Genomic DNA, 18,052 nt, shown 5'->3' with positions numbered 1-18,052 from the left:
ATCCGTCGACGGGAAATATCCCGAAACTATGGGCGATCAGGCGATTTGCAACAGCAGGCCTTTCAGATACTCGCCTTCTGGAAACGCGGTCAGCAGCGGATGGTCGACGCCCGCGCCGAGCCGCTTCAGGATGTGCGCGTCGATCCGCGCGTCGGACGCCGCGCTGGAGACGATCTTCTGGAACAGTGCGGCATCGATCGCGCCGGAACACGAGTACGTGAAGAGCAGGCCGCCTGGCCGGAGCAGTTTCAGCCCGGTCAGGTTGATGTCCTTGTAAGCGCGCGCCGCGCGGTCCACATGTTCGCGCGACGGCGCGAATTTGGGCGGATCCAGCACGATCAGGTCGAAACGTTCGCCTTCGTCGTAAAGACGGCGCAGCGTCTTGAACGCGTCGGCATCGAGCCAGGTGGCGCGCGCCGCGTCGAAGCCGTTCGCCGCCACGTTCTGCTGCGCAAGCGCGAGCGCCTCGCCCGACGAATCGATCGACACCACGCGCTGTGCGCCGCCCTTGAGCGCAGCCAGCGAAAAGCCGCCGGTGTAGCAGAAGCAGTTCAGCACGTCGCGGCCCTGCGCAAACTGCTGCACGAGCGCGCGGTTGTCGCGCTGGTCGACGTAGAAGCCCGTCTTGTGGCCGTTGCGCACGTCGACGTGATAGCGCACGCCGTTTTCCGCCGCGATCAGCGTGGCCGGCGGTTCGTCGCCGGCCAGCACGCCGGTTGTCTGTTCGAGGCCTTCCTTCTCGCGGATCGACACGTCGGAGCGTTCGTAGACGTTCGGACAACCCGTTGCATCCGTCAGCGCCGCGACGATCGCTTCCTTCCACGCCTCGACACCCGCCGCCATGAACTGGCAGACGATCTGGCCGCGCCGGATTTCGTCGTCGGCGACGTAATAGTCGACGACGAGACCGGGCAACCCGTCCGCCTCACCGAAGATCAGCCGCACGGCGCCGGTGTTCTGCACCATCTTCTGACGATGCGCGAGCGCGCGCTGCACGCGGCGCCTGAAGAACGCATGGTCGATGGGCTCGGCTTCGTCGAAGCTCCAGACGCGCGCCCGGATCTGCGAGTGCGCGCTATACGCCGCGCGTGCCAGAAACCGGCCGTCGTGCGCCCGGACGATGACGGTCGCGCCCGAAGCCGGCTCACCGTCGACGCGATCGATCGCGTTCACATAGACCCACGGATGGCGGCGCAGCAGCGTCTTCTCTTTCGACGGTTTCAGCGTAACGGTGATCATGATTTGACTTTGCCAGGGGGCATTGCGTGCGGGAAACCGGGTGGACGCGGGTGAATGTCCGTGACCCGGGCGCCGCGGGAAGATGCATGGATATGGCCGGCGCGGACCGATTCAGGCGCCGGAAAGAGTAGGGCTAGTCGCGCTTTTTGGCGCGCGGATGCGCCTGATCGTAGACCCGCGCCAGATGCTGGAAATCGAGCGCCGTATAAACCTGCGTGGCGGTGATGCTCGCGTGCCCCAGCAGTTCCTGCACCGCGCGCAGGTCGCCGCTCGACTGCAGCACGTGCGTGGCGAACGAGTGACGCAGCACGTGCGGATGCACGTTCGCCGGAATGCCCGCGAGCATCGCGGCCCGCTTCACGCGGTCGCGCACGACGTTCGGCGACATCCGGTTGCCGCGCGACGAGAGAAAGAGCGGATGCGGATCGTGTTTCACGAATTCATCGCGCACGGCGATCCAGGCGCGCAGCGCGTCGAGCGCCTTCGTACCGACCGGCACGACGCGGCGCCGGTTGCCCTTGCCGAGCACCTCGACCTCGGTCGCGTCGAGCTTGAGCCAGCCCGCCGAGCGATAGCCGTCGCGATCGGCGAACGCGACGTCCAGCCCGACCAGCTCCGACAGCCGCAGCCCCGACGAGTAGAACAGTTCCAGCATCGCGTGATCGCGCAGCCCTTCGGCGGTGTTCGCGGCGGGCGCTTCCATCAGCGTGTGCGCGTCGTCGACGGAAAGCGCCTTCGGCAGCGTTTTCGCCTGTTTGGGGGCACGGACCGTGGCAACCGGATTCACCGGCAGATCGATCCGCCCGGCGAGCCAGCGATAGAACGCGCGCCACGACGAAAGACGATGGCTGATCGAGCGCGCCGACAGCCCGCCCGCGTGCGCCCGCGAGACCGCGCCGCGAATATCGGTGGCGGTGAGCTGCTCGAACGGGCGGCCGTTCGCGAGCTTTTTCAGTTCGTCGAGTTCGTGCGCGTAGCCGCGCAGCGTGTGCGCCGACAGCCGCCGCTCATGCTCGAGATTCGAGAGGTAGCTGGCGACGGGATCGGCGGGATTCACGGTCGGAATGGCGATGGGCTGGCGCTGGCAGGCGTCAGCGCGGCAACAGGCGGCTCAGCGCCGCGCTGGCGAGTGCGCCGATCTGTGTGAGGAAATCGGTTGCCATGCCGTCGTGAAAACGCCGGGTGTCCGGCGAGCCCATCACGAGCAGGCCGAACGCGCTTGCATCGACGGCGGCTTCCGGGTCGCGCAGCGCGAGCAGCGCGATGGATCCGGTGGACGGCGCAGCGGCTTCTTCAGCCGGCGCGTTCTCGTCCTGCGCCGCCGGGGCCGAGGGGACCGCCGCGACCGCCGGTGCGAGCCACTGCGCGGCCTCGAAACCGGTGTTCGCGCCGCAATACGGCGTAGCCAGACTGTTCGCGAAAATGCGGACTTCCTCGCCGACGTGGCGCGCGAATTCCGCATGAGCGTACGGGTCGGCGACGTCCCATACGCGCAGCGCCGCCTGCGGCACGTCGAAGATGTCGCGCAGGCCGTTGGCGATCGTGCGCGGCAGCGCGTGCGGATCGCGTTCCGACATCACGCGCGTCGTCCAGCGGCTGAACTTCGCCGCGATGCTGTCGTTTTCGTGACCGTAGCGCAGCAGCTCGGCGAGCCGCCGTTCGAGGTGTTTGTTCTTGTCGCGCAGCATGTCCATCTGCCGTTCCTGCAGCGACACCGCGGCCTTCCCGTGCGGGTTCGCCAGGCGGATGGTCGCGAGCATTTCCGCGTGTTCGGCGAAAAAATCAGGGTTGGCAAGCAGGTATTCGGCGACTTCGCGATCGTTCATGGTTTCGGCTTAAGGGATGCGCGGGGCGTGGAGTGGTTAATGATGAATTCGTGCTGGATTCTGTTTGCAGCTAGCCGGCCAGTTCGATCTCGCCTTCGAACACGGTCGTGGCCGGCCCCGCCATCATGAGCGGCGCGGTCTCGTCCTGGGCGCCGTTCCATGTGATGGTCAGCGCGCCGCCATGCGTATGCACCGTGACGGGCGAATCGAGCAGCCCGCGACGGATGCCCGCCGCGACGGCCGCGCACGCGCCCGTGCCGCACGCGAGCGTCTCGCCCGCACCGCGCTCGTAGACGCGCAGCCTGATTTCGCTGCGCGTGACGATCTGCATGAAGCCGGCGTTCACTTTCTGCGGAAAGCGCGGATGCGTTTCGATCGTGGGGCCTTCGGTGCCGACGGCAAACGCCTCGACGTCGCCGACGACCTGCACGGCGTGCGGATTGCCCATCGATACAACCGAAATCTCACGCGTGACGCCGTGTACGTCGAGCGGCCAGAGCGTGTCGCCGCCTTCGCGGCGACCTTCGAGGCCGCTTGCATCGAACGGAACGCGCGCGGGCTCGAACACCGGGGTGCCCATATCGACGGACACGTCGCCGTTTTCCTGCATGGTGAGCGTGGCAAGGCCGTTCTGCACCTGCACGCGCACGGTGTGCTTGTCGGTCAGACGCGCGTCGCGCACGAATTTGACGAAGCACCGCGCGCCGTTGCCGCAATGTTCGACCTCGCCGCCGTCGCAATTGAAGATGCGATAGCGAAAGTCGACCCCTCCCACGGTGGGCCGTTCGACCAGCAGCAGCTGGTCGGCGCCGACGCCGAAATGGCGGTCCGCGAGCGCACGCACCTGTGCCGCCGTCAGCGAGACAGGGTGCGTGTAGCCGTCGAGCACGACGAAGTCATTGCCCGCGCCGTGCATTTTGGTGAATTTGAGTTTCATCCCACTATTGTAAGGGACGCGCGAGTGTGCGCGTGGTGCCGGTTACGACGTTGACCATCCGGCCAGGATGCCGTCGGATGCGCGGCCCGGCTAACCGTCGCGTTCAGTCCGTGTTCAGTAAAAGCTCGGGTCGCCGGGTGGGCGCGTCTTGAAGCGTTTGTGGACCCAGTAGTACTGCTCCGGCACATCCGGAATCTGCTCTTCGAGAAACGCGTTCATGCGGCGCGCGTCGAGATCGTCGTCGCCGGTGGGGTAGTTGTCCCACGGCTTGAACACCTTCAGCCGGTAACCCTTGTAGTCCGGCAGCACTTCGCCGATGAACGGCACCACCTGCGCGCGGCCCACTTTCGCGAGCCGGCCCACGGCGGTCAGCGTGCATGCCGGCACGCCAAAGAAGGGCACGAATGTCGAGTTGCGCATGCCGTAGTCCATGTCGGCGCCGAGCATCACCGGCTTGCGGTCGCGCAGCCAGCGCAGCACGATGCGCGCGCTGTCGGCGCGGCTCGCCATTTCGGCGTCGAACCGGCTGCGCGCGGCCTTGGCCACCGCTTCGAGTTCCGGATTCGACATCGGCTGATAGAGGGAGCCGCAGGTCCGGTGCAGCGAATAGTTCAGGAAAATCGAGCCCGCCTCGATGCCGACGAAATGCAGGCCGAGAAAGAGCGTAGGCGGCAGATCGGGATCGTTCAGGTCGATTGCGCTCTCGACCTGCACCAGCTTTTCCAGCTTCCGCGCCGAGCCGAACCACTGGACGCTGCGCTCCAGATAGCTGCGGATCGCGTGGCGAAAATGCTTCTGCGCGACGTCTTCGCGGCGTTCGTCGCTCCATTCCGGGAAGCACAGCTTCAGATTGATGTGAACAATGCGCTTGCGGCTACTCGGAACCTGATACAGCAACCAGCCGAGGCCGTCACCGAGACGCGCGACGAAGCCGTACGGCAAGAGCGCGAACAGTTTCAGCAGCGCGATCGCGAATTTCGCCCCATAGCGGCTCAGCATGCGGCTTCCCCGTGTGGGGCGCAGCACGGAACCACCTTCAGGAAACCAGTAAAAAGGACGTAATACATCACGCGAGGTCACTCTGTGACAATCTGAGGAAGTCGCTATAATACGGGCTTCGCCGAGTTAATAGACAACTTGCGGGGCGAAGCTGGCGGGCGCCAAACCCATGTTTGCGCGCCTGACGGTTTGTAAATCCGCTAAAGCGTCGCCGCTTCAGGCTCCCGAAGCTGGCTACGTGAAACTCAACCGTAACCACATCACAGGAGTCTGCAACGTGGCAAACGATTACTTCTTTACCTCCGAATCTGTTTCCGAGGGTCATCCGGACAAGGTCGCCGACCAGATTTCGGACGCAATTCTCGACGCTATCCTGGCGCAGGACAAATATTCGCGTGTCGCAGCGGAAACGCTGTGCAACACCGGTCTCGTCGTGCTGGCTGGCGAAATCACCACGACGGCCAACGTCGACTACATCCAGGTCGCGCGCGAAACGATCAAGCGCATCGGCTACGACAACACCGATTACGGCATCGACTACCGCGGTTGCGCGGTGCTCGTCGCGTACGACAAGCAGTCGCCGGACATCGCCCAGGGCGTGGACCGCGCGCACGACAACAACCTCGATCAGGGCGCGGGCGACCAGGGCCTGATGTTCGGCTACGCGTGCGACGAAACGCCGGAACTGATGCCGCTGCCGATCCACCTGTCGCACCGCCTCGTCGAGCGCCAGGCCAACCTGCGCCGCGACGGCCGCCTGCCGTGGCTGCGTCCGGACGCGAAGTCGCAGGTCACGGTGCGCTACGTCGACGGCAAGCCGCACGCCATCGACACCGTCGTGCTGTCCACGCAACATTCGCCGGACATCGAACTGTCGACGCTGCGCGAAGCCGTGATCGAGGAAATCATCAAGCCGACGCTGCCGGCTGAACTGATCAAGGGCGACATCAAGTTCCTCGTGAACCCGACTGGCCGGTTCGTGATCGGCGGCCCGCAAGGCGACTGCGGCCTGACCGGCCGCAAGATCATCGTCGATACGTACGGCGGCGCGGCGCCGCACGGCGGCGGCGCGTTCTCGGGCAAGGATCCGTCGAAGGTCGACCGTTCGGCGGCTTACGCCGGCCGTTACGTCGCGAAGAACATCGTCGCAGCGGGTCTGGCTTCGCGCTGCCTGATTCAGGTGTCGTACGCCATCGGCGTGGCGCAGCCGACTTCGGTGATGGTTAACACGTTCGGCACGGGCCGCGTGTCGGATGCGACGATCACGCGTCTGGTCCTGGAACACTTCGACCTGCGTCCGAAGGGCATCGTGCAGATGCTCGACCTGCTGCGCCCGATCTACGAGAAAACCGCTGCTTACGGTCACTTCGGCCGCGAAGAGCCGGAATTCTCGTGGGAAGCGACCGACAAGGCGCTCGCGCTCGCGGAAGCGGCCGGCACCGAACCGGTCGCCGCGCTGGCCTGATCCAGGTCGCACGCGAAGTTCGCGTTTGATACAAAAAACCCCGCCGGCCTGCGCCGTGCGGGGTTTTTTATTACCCATCCGGAAAATCGTGCCGCGGTGGTTTGCGCCTTGCATCAGCCGGGCTCAACGCCCGGCCACCGCCTTTGACTCAGCGTGTCGCGAACGCAAACCAGCCCGTGCTCGTAACCGACACGCGACGCGGACGACGGCTCGTGCTGCGAACCACGGCAGCCGGACGCGCGTTCAGCGTGCGCAGCGTGGTCGGCTTGCGCAGCAGCGTGCGCAGCGAGAAACGATGTGAACCGCTACTTACGCGAAGCGCGGCGAAAAACGAATGAAACCAGCGGCGGATGCCGTCGACGGGCTTCGCGTCACGCCATTGTTCGGCGAGCGCGCGCGTGCGCGCCGAGTGATGACGCAACGCGCGCATGACGTTGCGGCGCGCGGGACGCGCAGCCTTTAATGCGGCGCGGGTAAAACCGGTACTCGGTAAGGTATGCATGGTTTCAGTCAGAAAAATAGGGCATCGGACACGCGAAGGCAGGTGCGTCTAAAGAAGCACCAAACAGGCCAGCGGGGTCGATGGAGAAACCGGAAAACGCGTGGATCGATGCCGCGGCAACCGTCACAGGCCGCGCGCGCACCGCAGAGGCGGGATGGGCGATCAACATGAATGCAGGCTACACGCGATTCATGACGCCAGGAAGTCGGGTTTTTCCCCTTGAAGGTGCGGAAAAAGCGGGCCATAAGGCTGTTTCAGACACCCGTCATGAACTGCAATCGCGCGCTCGTGACCATTTTTCGTGCAGGCGCCGCCCCTCTTGCGTGCGATACGTCAAGGTAGCCGCATGCGCGGCCGCCGATCGCACGCGCAGCAGGATCGGGTACGTTTTACAATCCGGTATTAGCCAGCCGAACCGGAATGTCTCCATGTCAGTACAGTCGCATCCTTCGCTTCATTCGAAAAAGGAACAGGTACAGGCGCTGCGTGAACGCGGCTTCGTGGTCGTGCCAGGCCTGCTTTCACCCGAGCGCTGCGCGCAGATGAAGCAGGTGGCGCAGCGGCAGTTGCAGGAGGCCGCCGCGCCGCTCGAATACGAGGCCGATCTGCGTTATCCGGGCGCGCCCGAATCGAAGCACGCGCCAGGCGGGCATACCGTGCGCCGCCTGCTCGATGCTTACCAGCGCGATCTGCTCTTTCGCGAATGGGCGACCGCACCGGAAATTCGTGGCTGGATGGAACTGTATTTCGGCGAGGAGCCGCGCCTGTCGCGGGCCCATCACAACTGCATGATGACGAAGCACCCGGCGTACGGCAGCCTGACGGGCTGGCACCGCGACGTGCGGTACTGGTCGTTCGAACGGGACGACCTGGTGTCGGTGTGGGTCGCACTCGGACCCGAAACGGTCGACAACGGCGCGCTCTGGTTCGTGCCACAGTCGCACACCGCGCCGTTCACGTCGGAGCGCTTCGATCAGGCGAAATTTTTCCGCTCCGATCTGCCCGAGAACCAGGCGCTGATCCAGACAGCGATTTCGCCGGAACTGAAGGCCGGCGACGTCGTGTTCTTCCACTGCAACACGCTGCATTCCGCCGGCAAGAATATCAGCGACGACGTGAAGTTTTCGCTCGTGTTCACGTATCACGGCGCGAGCAATGTGCCGTTGCCCGGATCGCGGTCGGCTTCGATGCCGGAAGTCGCGTTCTGAAGCACACGGGTCACCACGAACGATGAGCGGTGTTTCAACCACCGCTCATCGCGCGCCGGTCTAGCGCTTGCCCGACACGATAAGACCGGTGAGCCCGGCAAGTGTCGCGACCACGCCGCCTGCGATCAGAAAGATCGTCTTGTTCGTCGGCGCGCCCGTGAAGACGCGCGATACATCGTTGCTGAGCGAGTGGAACGACTGGCCGCCGAAGTACAGCAGCACCACACCGCCAGCGATCAACGCAAACGAGATCGCTCTGGTCATGAAAATCCCTCATCGTTAAATATGGTCGCCGCAGTTTAGGTGAGCGACGTGGCGACGTCCATCCTTCGTCCCGCAATCTGGGGCGATGCACTCGACGCCCCAATTGGCTACCATACACAGTTCAGCACGGCGCGCATCACGGTGCGCCTTTTCAGCCTCTACCAGGGAACTCCAGCGATGGCTTACGAAGCAGCATCAGAACGCTATTCGGACATGCAATACCGCGTTTGCGGCAAGTCGGGGCTCAAGCTGCCGGCGCTGTCGCTCGGCCTGTGGCACAACTTCGGCGACACGACGCCCTTCTCGGCGCAACGCGACATCCTGCGCACCGCGTTCGATCTCGGCATCACGCACTTCGATCTGGCGAACAATTACGGGCCGCCGTACGGCAGCGCGGAAACGAATTTCGGCCGCCATTTCAAGGACGATTTCAGGCCGTATCGCGACGAACTGCTGATTTCGTCGAAGGCGGGCTGGGACATGTGGCCGGGTCCGTACGGCCAGGGCGGCGGCTCGCGCAAGTACGTGCTTGCGAGTCTCGATCAGAGCCTGCAGCGCATGGGGCTCGACTACGTCGACATTTTCTATTCGCATCGTTTCGACGCCGACACGCCGCTCGAGGAAACCGCCGGTGCGCTCGCCACCGCCGTGCAGCAGGGCAAGGCGCTGTACATCGGCATTTCGTCGTATTCGCCGGCCAAAACGCGTGAAATGGCGAAGCTGCTCAGCGAATACAAGGTGCCGCTGCTGATTCACCAGCCGGCTTACAACATGCTGAACCGCTGGGTCGAGCATGAGCTGCTCGACACGCTCGACGACATCGGCGCCGGCAGCATCGCGTTCACGCCGCTCGCGCAGGGTCTGCTGACCGGCAAGTATCTGAACGGCGTGCCGCAGGACGCGCGCGTCAACAAAGCGGGGGGCGGCTCGCTCAAGCAGGAGCATCTGAGCGCGCAGAACATCGAGCACGTGCGCAAGCTGAACGAGATCGCGCAACGCCGCGGCCAGAGCCTCGCGCAGATGGCGCTTGCGTGGACGCTACGCGGTGGCCGCGTGACGTCGGCGCTGATTGGCGCGAGCAAGCCGGAGCAGGTGCGCGAGAACGCCGGTGCGTTGAAGAACCTGGTGTTTTCGAAGGAAGAACTGGCCGAGATCGATCGTTACGCGACCGAAGGCGGCATCAACCTGTGGGAAAAGCCGTCGACCGACCAGCACGTCTGAGCGGGTCTGGCGGTTGATGTTTGAGTGATCGCACACGCGTATCCAGAAAGCCGCCGCAAGGCGGCTTTTTCATGTGTGCATCACGTATCGGAGCGTCTGCTCCGGTGATTTGAGTAATCGGGTCGCTAGACCAGTGCGGGTAGCCCCTCGACCAGCAGTACCGCGACGACCACACCGAGTAATGCGCCCAATACGCGCAGCACGTTATGCCTGAACTCGGTTGCACACGGGCACGCGCCAAGAAAGAGCGCGCCGGCTAGCGCCATCGGAATGACCAGGATGAAATCACCGATCGTGAAATAGGTCGTCATATTTGTCTCCTGATACGTTACTGCGCGAGGCCCGCTGTAGTTGTGATGGAAGCGGCCGCGTGATTTGAGTATAGGCGACAGATTGACGGACAGCGCCGTGATGCGGCGCCGCAGCGTCGCATCACGCATAATCGCAGCCGCGCCAGGCGGGACCCGGCGCGATTTAGCGCATGTTTGAAGCGGTCACGAAAAAGTGTGGCGAAGCCTTGCAACGACCTTTCGATGCGCGCTGCGGATCATGGTTTACGCGAGCCCTTTCCGCTCACGCGCGCGCAACCACCCCGCCCCCGCGATACCACACAGCAACAGCAGCACGACGAGCGAAACCACGCCGTTCCAGCCGTGCTTCGCCCACACGTGTCCGCCGTACGAACCCACGATGCTCGATCCGAGGTAATACGCGAGCAGATACAGCGCGGCGGCCTGGCCTTTCGCTGTTTTCGCCATCCGGCCGACCCAGCCGCTTGCCACCGCGTGCCCGGCGAAAAAGCCGAACGTCAGGCACGCGATGCCGGCCGCGATCGCCGCGATCGGATGCAGCATCGTCAGCGCGACGCCGGTCAGCATCAGCACGAGGCTTGCTATCAGCACGCGTGCCCGGCCGAACGTGTCGGCCATCCGTCCCGACCACGGCGACGCGACCACGCCCGTCAGATACACGACGAAAATCGCGCCGATTTCAGCCTGACTCAGCAGGTACGGCGGCGCGAGCAACCGGTAGCCGATGTAGTTGTACAACGTGACGAAACTGCCCATCAGCACGAACGCCATCAGGAACACGACCGGCAACCCGGCGGTCTTGAAATGGCCCGCGAGCGCGGCGCGATGGTGCGAAAAACCGAGCCCGCGACGCGGCACGAAATGGCGCGAAGGCGGCAACAGCGTGCGAAACGCGAGCATCGCCAGCAGGCCGAGTACGCCGATGACCGCAATCGACGCACGCCAGCCGAACAGGTTCGCGACGACGCCGGTGATCACGCGCCCCGCCATGCCGCCGATCGCCGTGCCGCCCACGTACAGCCCCATCGCGAGGCCGAGGCCATCGGGATGCACCTCCTCGGCGAGATAGGCCATCGCCACCGCGGGCACGCCGCCGAGCGCGAGCCCTTCGAGCGCACGCAGCACCAGCAGCTGATGCCATTGCGGCGCGAAAGCAGTCGCGAGCGTGAGCAGCGACGACGCCGTGAGCGAAGCGGTCATCAGGCGATGCCGGCTCCAGCCTTCCGACACGAAGCCCGCGACGAAGATCGCGAACGCGAGCATGGCTGTCGTGAGCGAGAGCGAGAAGCTGCTTTGCGCGGGACTGACGCCGAACGTCGTCGAGAACGCGGGCAGGAGCGGCTGCACGCAGTAGAGCAGCGAGAACGTCGCGTAGCCGGCGAACAGCAGCGCGAGACTGGCACGCCAGTAGGTGCGTGTGCCGCGCTCCAGGTAGGGAATGCCGGAAGCGTCGTCCGGCGCACGACCCGAAGCAGTTGAAGAAACCGCCGGATCAGGCTGCCGGTCAGGTTTCGGTGAAGCGTTCACGAAGCGGTCTCCCGAAAAGCAAAGACCTCAACGATACGCCGGTCACGCGAGAGAGGTGGCCGGCGCGGGCAATCGATGGCGTTTCCGTGGCGGCGCGAAATGTGCGCCGCGCGCCGCGTTCGATGCAACGCAGCGCGATGCCAACGCCCGCAGCGCAACGCCACGCCAACGCCAACGCCAACGCCAACGCCAACGCCAACGCAACGCCGCACATCACGCGCGCCGCTACCCGCGCGTTGCCGACGCGCCGGACACCGCACCGGTCGGCGCGCCCGAAGCCGCATCGGGATGCACGATCTGCTCGTCGGTGGGCAGTTGCGAAGCGTCCCAGCCGCCGCCGAGCGCCTTGATCAGCGCGACGCTCGCGGCCATCCGGCGGCGCGCGATGTCGACCGACTGGCGTTCGTTCGACAGCGCGGTAGTCTGCGCGACGACGACATCGAGATAGGTGATCGCGCCGTTCCTGTAGCGGTTCGAAATCACCGCGAGCGCGCGCTCCGCGGCCGTCACCGCGTCGTTCTGCGCGAGCGCTTCCTGTTCGAGCACGCGCAGCGCGGCGAGATTGTCCTCGACGTCGCCGAACGCGCCGAGCACGGTCTGACGGTAGTTCGCGACGCTTTCGTCGTAGTGCGCCTGCGCCTCGGCCTTCACGGCCGCGCGTCCGCCGAAGTCGAGCAGCGTGCCCGCGAGCGTCGGCCCGAGCGCCCAGAAGCGCGAGGGCGCCAGCAGCCACGAACTGATGTTCGTCGCTTCGAGGCCACCGGTGACGGACAGCACCAGGTCCGGAAAGAACGCCGCGGTCGCGACGCCGATCTGCGCGTTCGTCGCGGCCATCTGGCGTTCCGCGGAAGCGATGTCGGGCCGGCGTTCGAGTAGCGCCGACGGCACGCCCGCCGGCGCCACGACCGGCACCGCGACGAGCGGCGCGACGGGCAGCGAGAACGTCGACGGACTCTGGCCCGTCAGGATCGCGATCGCGTGTTCGAGTTGCGTGCGCTGCACGTCGAGATCGATCGCCTGCGCCTGGGTGGTCTGCAACTGGGTTTCCGCCTGCGCGACATCGGCGTCGGTGGCGATGCCGCCGGCCTGGCGATGCTGCGTCAGGTCGAGCGCGTCGCGATACGCCTTGATCGTGTTGTCGAGCAGCTGATGTTCCTGATCGATGCCACGCAGCTCGAAGTAGTCGGTGGCGAGTTCGGCCTGCATCGACAGAAGCGCGGACTGCGCATCGGCGGCGCTCGCCTGCGCGCCCGCTTTCGCGCCTTCGACGGTGCGCGAGATGCGGCCCCACAGGTCGGGTTCCCACGATGCATCGGCCTGCACGAGGTAGTCGTTGAGCGTGAGACCGGCGGTCGACTTGTGCAGCACGTTGGCCGACGAACGCGCGCGCGAATAGTCGCCAGAGGCGGTCACGGAAGGAAAGAAGCTGGAGCGGAACTGCGCGACCGCGGCGCGGGCCGCGCGAAAGCGCGCCTGCGCGGCCTGCACGTCCTGGTTTTCGGTCGCGACGCGCGCTTCAAGCGCGTTCAGCGCCGGGTCGCCGTAGACCTCCCACCACGCGCCGCGCGTGCCGAGGTCGGCGGGTTGCGCGGGTTTCCAGCCGGTGCCCTCGAGTTCCTTGTACGTCGCGGCGGTGGTCGCGGTCGGCTTGACGTAGTCCGGACCCACGGCGCAGCCCGCGAGCATCGATGCCGCCGCAATCGCTGTCAGCGAAAGACGCAGCCCGCGCCGGTGAGATGAACGATGAAGTCGCATGCTCACTGCCCGGCCTGTCCTGACGAAGCGCCTTGCGCACTGGCCGTCGTCGTGGCGGAACCGCCCGCTGCGCCGCTCGCGCCGCTCATGCCACCTGCACCCCTGGCCCCGCCTGCGTTCTTCCGCTCGACGATGCGCACGGGCGCGCCGTTGACGATCGAATCCTGCGGATTGAGGATCACCTGCTCATCGCCCTGCAAACCCGATGCAACGGCCACGCGCGTGCCGAAGTCCGTCCCGAGGGAAACGCTCACCAGCTTGACGTGGTTGTCGGGTGTCACGGTGGCGACTTTCACGCCGTCCGGGCGGAACAGGAACGCGTTGCCCGGCAGCGTGAAGCGCGCGGCGCCCGTGCCGAGCGCGAAGTGGACCTGCGCGTACGCGCCTGGCAGCAGATCGCCGGCACGGTTGTCGACATCGACTTCGACGAGCATCGTCCGCTGTGTCGCATCGACGGACCCCGCCGTGCGCGCGACCTTGCCCGGATAGTGTTTCGCCGGCGTTTCCGTGAGCGTGAGGTACGCGTTCTGCTGCGCATGGATCTGCTGCGCGTATGCCTGCGGCACGTTGACGTACACCCGCAGCCGGTCCGCCTGCGCGACGTGGAACAGCTCTTTCGCCGGGCCGCCGGAACTGCCGGCATCGATCAGCGCGCCGACGTCGATGTTACGCGCCGTGACGATGCCGTCGAACGGCGCGAAGACCTTCTGGAACGACTGCGTCTTTTCGAGGCGCGCGACGTTGAAACGCGCCGCGTCGAGCGTCGCTTTCTTCGCGAGCATGTCGCCGACCTTCTCGTCGGTTTCCTGCTTCGAGACCGAGTTGCTTTTCAGCATGTCGGTCCAGCGGTCGGCGGTCGTTTTCGACAGCGCGTAATTTGCCTGTGCATTGGCGAGATCGGCGCGCGCCGCGCGCAACTGGTCGTCGATTTCCGGCGTGTCGATCTCGGCGAGCAGCTGGCCGGCCTTCACGTGCGCGCCGATGTCGGCGTACCACTTGCGCAGATAGCCGTTCGTGCGCGCGTAGATCGGCGTGTCGAGAAACGCCTGCACGTTGCCGGGCAGCACGAGATCGAGCGCCGCATCCGACTTCTGCGGATGCACGACCTCGACGCTCGTCTGGCTCGCGTGAACCGCAGCGCGTTCGAGCGCGGCGTGCGCGCTGCGACGCGACCAGATGCCCTGCGCCGCGAGCACCAGCACGACGACGATCGCCACCACGACGGGCCAGCGCGCGCGCTTCGGCCGCGTCGCCGTCGCTTCAGCCTTCAGGTGCGCGTCGTCGTGACGCTCCGGACCTTTGCCTTCCATCAATGCCCCACATCAGGATGTTTTGGAACCACGTGTTCCGACGCGCGCAGGCGTCGCGTCGCGAGCCGGTTATAGATCAGCGAGAACACCACCGGCACGAAAATCAGCGTCGCGAGCGTGCCGACCGCGAGGCCGCCGATCACCGCCCGGCCGAGCGGCGCATTCTGCTCGCCGCCTTCGCCGAGGCCGATCGCCATCGGCACCATGCCGATCACCATCGCGAGCGCCGTCATCAGCACCGGACGGAATCGCGTGAAGCCCGCTTCGATGGCGGCGCGTGTCGCGTCGCCGTGTTCGAGCAGCTGTTCGCGCGCGAAGCTGATCACGAGGATCGAGTTGGCCGTCGCGATGCCGATACACATGATCGCGCCGGTGAGCGCGGGAATCGACAGCGTGGTGTGCGTGAGGAACAGCATCCACACGATGCCCGCGAGCGCGCCCGGCAACGCGGTGATGATGATGAACGGATCGAGCCACGACTGGAAGTTCACCACGATCAGCAGATACACCAGCACGATCGCGAACACGAGACCGGTGAAGAGGCCGGAGAACGAATCGTTCATCGTCTGCACCTGGCCGCGCAGTTTGATCGTCGAGCCCTTCGGCAAGTCTGCTTTCGAGTCGGCGATGATCTTCGAAATGTCGTCGGAGACGCCGCCCAGATCGCGGCCGTCGGCGGTGCCGTAGATGTCGATCGTCGTCTGCGCGTTGTAGTGGTTGATGACGGCGTTGCCCGCTTCGCGGCGCATCGATGCAAGCGAGCCGAGGATGTTGCTCTTGCCGTTCGCGTTGAGCGGAATATTCGCGAGCGCCTGCAGCGAATCGATGGTGTATTGCGGCGCTTCCGTGATCACGTTGTAGCTGACGCCGTTCAATGGATTGAGCCAGAACGTCGGCGTCGTCTGCTGGCTGCCCGACAGCGTGATCAGCAGGTTGCTCGCCACGTCTTTCTGCGTGAAGCCGGCCTGCTGCGCGCGCGTGCGGTCGACGTCGATGAAAATGCGCGGCAGGTCGGAGGGCTGCTGGATGCGGGCGTCGGCGAAACCGGGCACGGTGCGCAGGCGGTCGAGCAGACGCGCGGCGAACGCGCGGTTGCCCTGCACGTCGCGCCCCACGACCTGGATGTCGATCGGCGACGGCATGCCGAAGTTGAGCGTCTGGCTCACGATGTCGGCGGGCAGAAACGCGAACTGCACGCCGGGGAATTCGTCGCTGAGCGTGCGGCGCAGGGTGCGGACGTAATCCGCGGTCGGATGATGGTTTTCGTTCAGCGTGATGAGCACGTCGGCGTCGGACGAACCGATGGTGCCCGTGTTGCTGTACGACAGATTGATACCCGACACCGGCAGGCCGATATTGTCGATGATCGAATGCAGTTCGGCCGGCGGAATCAGCTGACGGATCCGCGTATCGACGCGATCCGTGACCACCGCCGTTTCCTCGACCCGCATGCCGGTTTTCGCGCGCAGATGCAGCGCGATCGTGCCCGCGTCGACCTGCGGGAAGAAGTCGCGGCCAAGAAACGGCATCAGCAGCATCGACGCGCCGCAGCACGCCAGAAACGCGATGACGAACATGCCCGGCTTCGCCACGCGCGCTTCCAGAAACACGCGATAGCGCTCGCGCAGGTTCGCGAAGCCGCGCTCGAACGCGAGATGCACGCGCATGAACGGATTGCGCGTCGTTTCGCTCGCGTGCAGGTCTTCCTTGCGATGGTGATTGCGCAGCAGGTATTTCGCGAGGGTCGGCACGAGCGTGCGCGAAAAGAAGTACGACGCGAGCATCGCGAAGACGACCGCTTCGGCAAGCGGAATGAACAGATAATGCGCGACGCCCGTCAGCAGGAACATCGGCACGAACACGATACAGATCGCGAGCGTCGACACCAGCGTGGGGATCGCGATCTGATGCGCGCCGTCGAGAATCGCCTGCTCGAGATTCTTGCCCTGCTCCAGTTGATGGCTGATGTTCTCGATCGCGACGGTCGCGTCGTCGACCAGAATCCCGACCGCGAGCGCGAGCCCGCCGAGCGTCATGATGTTGATCGTTTCGCCGAGCGCGGAAAGCGCGATGATCGACGTGATCATCGAAAGCGGAATCGACACGGCGATGATCAGCGTCGCGCGCCAGTTGCCGAGAAAAAGCAGGATCATGAGGCCGGTGAGGCCGGCGGCGATCAGCGCTTCGCGCAGCACGCCCTGCACCGAGGCACGCACGAACAGCGACTGGTCCGCGACCGGATCGATGTTGAGCGACTCGGGCACGAGATTGCGCAGCGTCGGCATCATGTCCTTGATGCGCTGGACGATTTCGAGTGTGGACGTGTTGCCGCTCTTGTTGATCGTGAGGAGCGACGCGCGCTGGCCGTTCACGCGCACGATGTTCGTCTGCGGCTGGAAGCCGTCGCGCACATGCGCGACGTCGCGGATATAGACGGTGCCGTTCGCGGTGGACTTGATCGGGATGTTGTTCAGGCCGGCGAGCGAATCGGGGCTCGCGTTCATCGTCACCGAATATTCAGTCGAACCGATTTTCGCGGTGCCGGAGGGCAGGATCAGGTTTTGCGCGGTGATCGCGTTCACTACGTCCATCGGCGACAGGTTGCGCTCCTGGAGCTTGCGCGAATCGATGTCCACCATGATCTGGCGCTGCTTGCCGCCGTACGGCAGCGGCGCCGATGCACCGGGTACGGTCGCGAGCTGCGTCTTCAGGAAGTTATTGCCGAAGTCGAACAGTTCCTGCTCGGTGAGCGTCGGCGACGACAGCGCGAGGCGCAGGATCGGCACGGTCGAGGCGTTGTAGCGCAGGATGAACGGCGGCGTGATGCCAGGCGGCAGCGAGCGCACCTGCGACTGCGACAGCGCGGTGACTTCCGCGAGTGCTTCGTCGATATTCGCGTGCGGCTGGAAGAAAATCTTGACGACGGCGATGCCGTTCAGTGAAGTCGATTCGACGTGCTCGATGTCGTTGACCGCCACCGAAAGCCCGCGCTCGTAGTTGAGCACGATGCGCTTTTCCATCTCGTCGGCGGGCAGGCCGTTGTACGACCAGATCACCGACAGCACCGGAATGTCGATGTTCGGGAAGATGTCCGTCGGCGTGCGCATGATCGTCAACGGCCCGACGATCAGCAGCAGCAGCGCGAGAACGATAAAGGTGTACGGGCGCCGTAGCGCGAGTCGAACGATCCACATTGAACGGCGCGAGTCTGGGCTGGTCGGTTGAAAGCCGGGGTGGCTGCGCCGCGTACACGGCCTGCGTTGCGCAAACGAGGGCCGCGCCCGGCATGCGCGACAGGAATATAACGCGTATCGTAGTCCTCAAGCGTCATTTTCGGATATGACGCCTTCAAGGTTTATGATTGACCTGTTACGACGCATTACACGAGGGGCCGCGGGTTGCGATTTCGTAAGTCGAATGTACGAATTAAGGGGTGTTGGGCCCTTATTTTTCGCTTTCCCGAGCGGTGCAAAACGTGAACAATGAGT

15 protein-coding genes are annotated in these 18,052 nt (G+C 65.0%); 3 read left to right on the top strand and 12 right to left on the bottom strand.

Annotation, left to right across the window (positions count from 1 at the left end; translation table 11 throughout):
• Positions 1 to 36: 36 nt before the first annotated feature.
• The 5 genes from BLV45_RS16035 to BLV45_RS16015 form a co-directional block, all read right to left on the bottom strand.
• On the bottom strand, positions 37 to 1,239 hold the full coding sequence (locus BLV45_RS16035) for a class I SAM-dependent rRNA methyltransferase (RefSeq protein WP_090534802.1): 1,203 nt from the start codon (positions 1,237 to 1,239) through the stop codon (positions 37 to 39).
• 133 nt (positions 1,240 to 1,372) lie between these two features.
• Complete coding sequence (gene xerC, locus BLV45_RS16030) at positions 1,373 to 2,296, bottom strand: tyrosine recombinase XerC (RefSeq protein WP_090534800.1); 924 nt, start codon at positions 2,294 to 2,296, stop codon at positions 1,373 to 1,375.
• 34 nt (positions 2,297 to 2,330) lie between these two features.
• On the bottom strand, positions 2,331 to 3,065 hold the full coding sequence (locus tag BLV45_RS16025) for a DUF484 family protein (RefSeq protein ID WP_090534797.1): 735 nt from the start codon (positions 3,063 to 3,065) through the stop codon (positions 2,331 to 2,333).
• Between the two features lie 70 nt (positions 3,066 to 3,135).
• A complete protein-coding gene (gene dapF / locus BLV45_RS16020; protein ID WP_090534795.1) occupies positions 3,136 to 4,002 on the bottom strand; it encodes a diaminopimelate epimerase in 867 nt (288 codons plus the stop codon).
• A 114-nt stretch (positions 4,003 to 4,116) separates the two neighbouring features.
• Positions 4,117 to 5,001: a lipid A biosynthesis lauroyl acyltransferase gene (locus BLV45_RS16015; protein WP_090534792.1), complete on the bottom strand. Its 885-nt coding sequence runs from the start codon at positions 4,999 to 5,001 to the stop codon at positions 4,117 to 4,119.
• Between the two features lie 277 nt (positions 5,002 to 5,278).
• Here BLV45_RS16015 and metK point away from each other — a divergent pair, with 277 nt between their 5' ends.
• A complete protein-coding gene (gene metK, locus BLV45_RS16010) occupies positions 5,279 to 6,466 on the top strand; it encodes a methionine adenosyltransferase (protein ID WP_090534790.1) in 1,188 nt (395 codons plus the stop codon).
• A gap of 148 nt (positions 6,467 to 6,614) precedes the next feature.
• Here metK and BLV45_RS16005 read toward each other — a convergent pair whose 3' ends face one another.
• Positions 6,615 to 6,968: a hypothetical protein gene (locus BLV45_RS16005; RefSeq protein WP_090534787.1), complete on the bottom strand. Its 354-nt coding sequence runs from the start codon at positions 6,966 to 6,968 to the stop codon at positions 6,615 to 6,617.
• Positions 6,969 to 7,396: 428 nt separating this feature from the next.
• Between BLV45_RS16005 and BLV45_RS16000 the strand changes: the two genes are divergently transcribed.
• Positions 7,397 to 8,176 (top strand): phytanoyl-CoA dioxygenase family protein, encoded by a 780-nt coding sequence (locus BLV45_RS16000; protein WP_090534785.1) that lies wholly within the window; start codon positions 7,397 to 7,399, stop codon positions 8,174 to 8,176.
• Positions 8,177 to 8,236: 60 nt separating this feature from the next.
• On the opposite strand, the gene BLV45_RS15995 is transcribed toward BLV45_RS16000, so the two are convergent.
• Positions 8,237 to 8,440, bottom strand: a complete 204-nt coding sequence (locus BLV45_RS15995; RefSeq protein ID WP_090534783.1) for a DUF3185 family protein — start codon at positions 8,438 to 8,440, stop codon at positions 8,237 to 8,239.
• 177 nt (positions 8,441 to 8,617) lie between these two features.
• Here BLV45_RS15995 and mgrA point away from each other — a divergent pair, with 177 nt between their 5' ends.
• Positions 8,618 to 9,661 carry an L-glyceraldehyde 3-phosphate reductase gene (gene mgrA / locus BLV45_RS15990; protein ID WP_090534781.1) on the top strand — a complete coding sequence of 348 codons (1,044 nt, stop codon included), beginning with the start codon at positions 8,618 to 8,620 and terminating at the stop codon, positions 9,659 to 9,661.
• Between the two features lie 125 nt (positions 9,662 to 9,786).
• On the opposite strand, the gene BLV45_RS15985 is transcribed toward mgrA, so the two are convergent.
• From BLV45_RS15985 to BLV45_RS15965, 5 genes are all read right to left on the bottom strand, one after another.
• The gene (locus tag BLV45_RS15985) at positions 9,787 to 9,972 is read right to left on the bottom strand and encodes a hypothetical protein (protein ID WP_090534779.1); all 186 of its coding nucleotides are present in this window, start codon (positions 9,970 to 9,972) and stop codon (positions 9,787 to 9,789) included.
• Between the two features lie 243 nt (positions 9,973 to 10,215).
• Complete coding sequence (locus BLV45_RS15980) at positions 10,216 to 11,499, bottom strand: MFS transporter (protein WP_090534777.1); 1,284 nt, start codon at positions 11,497 to 11,499, stop codon at positions 10,216 to 10,218.
• A 225-nt stretch (positions 11,500 to 11,724) separates the two neighbouring features.
• Positions 11,725 to 13,254: an efflux transporter outer membrane subunit gene (locus BLV45_RS15975; RefSeq protein ID WP_090534773.1), complete on the bottom strand. Its 1,530-nt coding sequence runs from the start codon at positions 13,252 to 13,254 to the stop codon at positions 11,725 to 11,727.
• A gap of 2 nt (positions 13,255 to 13,256) precedes the next feature.
• A complete protein-coding gene (locus BLV45_RS15970; RefSeq protein ID WP_090534770.1) occupies positions 13,257 to 14,564 on the bottom strand; it encodes an efflux RND transporter periplasmic adaptor subunit in 1,308 nt (435 codons plus the stop codon).
• A complete protein-coding gene (locus tag BLV45_RS15965) occupies positions 14,564 to 17,758 on the bottom strand; it encodes an efflux RND transporter permease subunit (protein WP_090534769.1) in 3,195 nt (1,064 codons plus the stop codon). Before BLV45_RS15965 ends, BLV45_RS15970 begins: the two co-directional genes overlap by 1 nt.
• Positions 17,759 to 18,052: the final 294 nt, after the last annotated feature.

The organism is Paraburkholderia sartisoli (genome assembly GCF_900107685.1).
GTDB lineage: Bacteria > Pseudomonadota > Gammaproteobacteria > Burkholderiales > Burkholderiaceae > Paraburkholderia > Paraburkholderia sartisoli.
The sequence above is the reverse complement of the archived record's forward strand: the minus strand, read 5'-3'. Positions and strand labels throughout refer to the sequence as shown.

Coding starts and splice junctions, on each gene's coding strand:
- BLV45_RS16035 (WP_090534802.1), bottom strand. CDS start 1,239: ATGATCACCGTTACGCTGAAACCGTCGAAAGAGAAGACGCTGCTGCGC.
- BLV45_RS16025 (WP_090534797.1), bottom strand. CDS start 3,065: ATGAACGATCGCGAAGTCGCCGAATACCTGCTTGCCAACCCTGATTTT.
- dapF (WP_090534795.1), bottom strand. CDS start 4,002: ATGAAACTCAAATTCACCAAAATGCACGGCGCGGGCAATGACTTCGTC.
- BLV45_RS16015 (WP_090534792.1), bottom strand. CDS start 5,001: ATGCTGAGCCGCTATGGGGCGAAATTCGCGATCGCGCTGCTGAAACTG.
- BLV45_RS16005 (WP_090534787.1), bottom strand. CDS start 6,968: ATGCATACCTTACCGAGTACCGGTTTTACCCGCGCCGCATTAAAGGCT.
- BLV45_RS16000 (WP_090534785.1), top strand. CDS start 7,397: ATGTCAGTACAGTCGCATCCTTCGCTTCATTCGAAAAAGGAACAGGTA.
- BLV45_RS15995 (WP_090534783.1), bottom strand. CDS start 8,440: ATGACCAGAGCGATCTCGTTTGCGTTGATCGCTGGCGGTGTGGTGCTG.
- mgrA (WP_090534781.1), top strand. CDS start 8,618: ATGGCTTACGAAGCAGCATCAGAACGCTATTCGGACATGCAATACCGC.
- BLV45_RS15985 (WP_090534779.1), bottom strand. CDS start 9,972: ATGACGACCTATTTCACGATCGGTGATTTCATCCTGGTCATTCCGATG.
- BLV45_RS15975 (WP_090534773.1), bottom strand. CDS start 13,254: ATGCGACTTCATCGTTCATCTCACCGGCGCGGGCTGCGTCTTTCGCTG.
- BLV45_RS15970 (WP_090534770.1), bottom strand. CDS start 14,564: ATGGAAGGCAAAGGTCCGGAGCGTCACGACGACGCGCACCTGAAGGCT.
- BLV45_RS15965 (WP_090534769.1), bottom strand. CDS start 17,758: ATGTGGATCGTTCGACTCGCGCTACGGCGCCCGTACACCTTTATCGTT.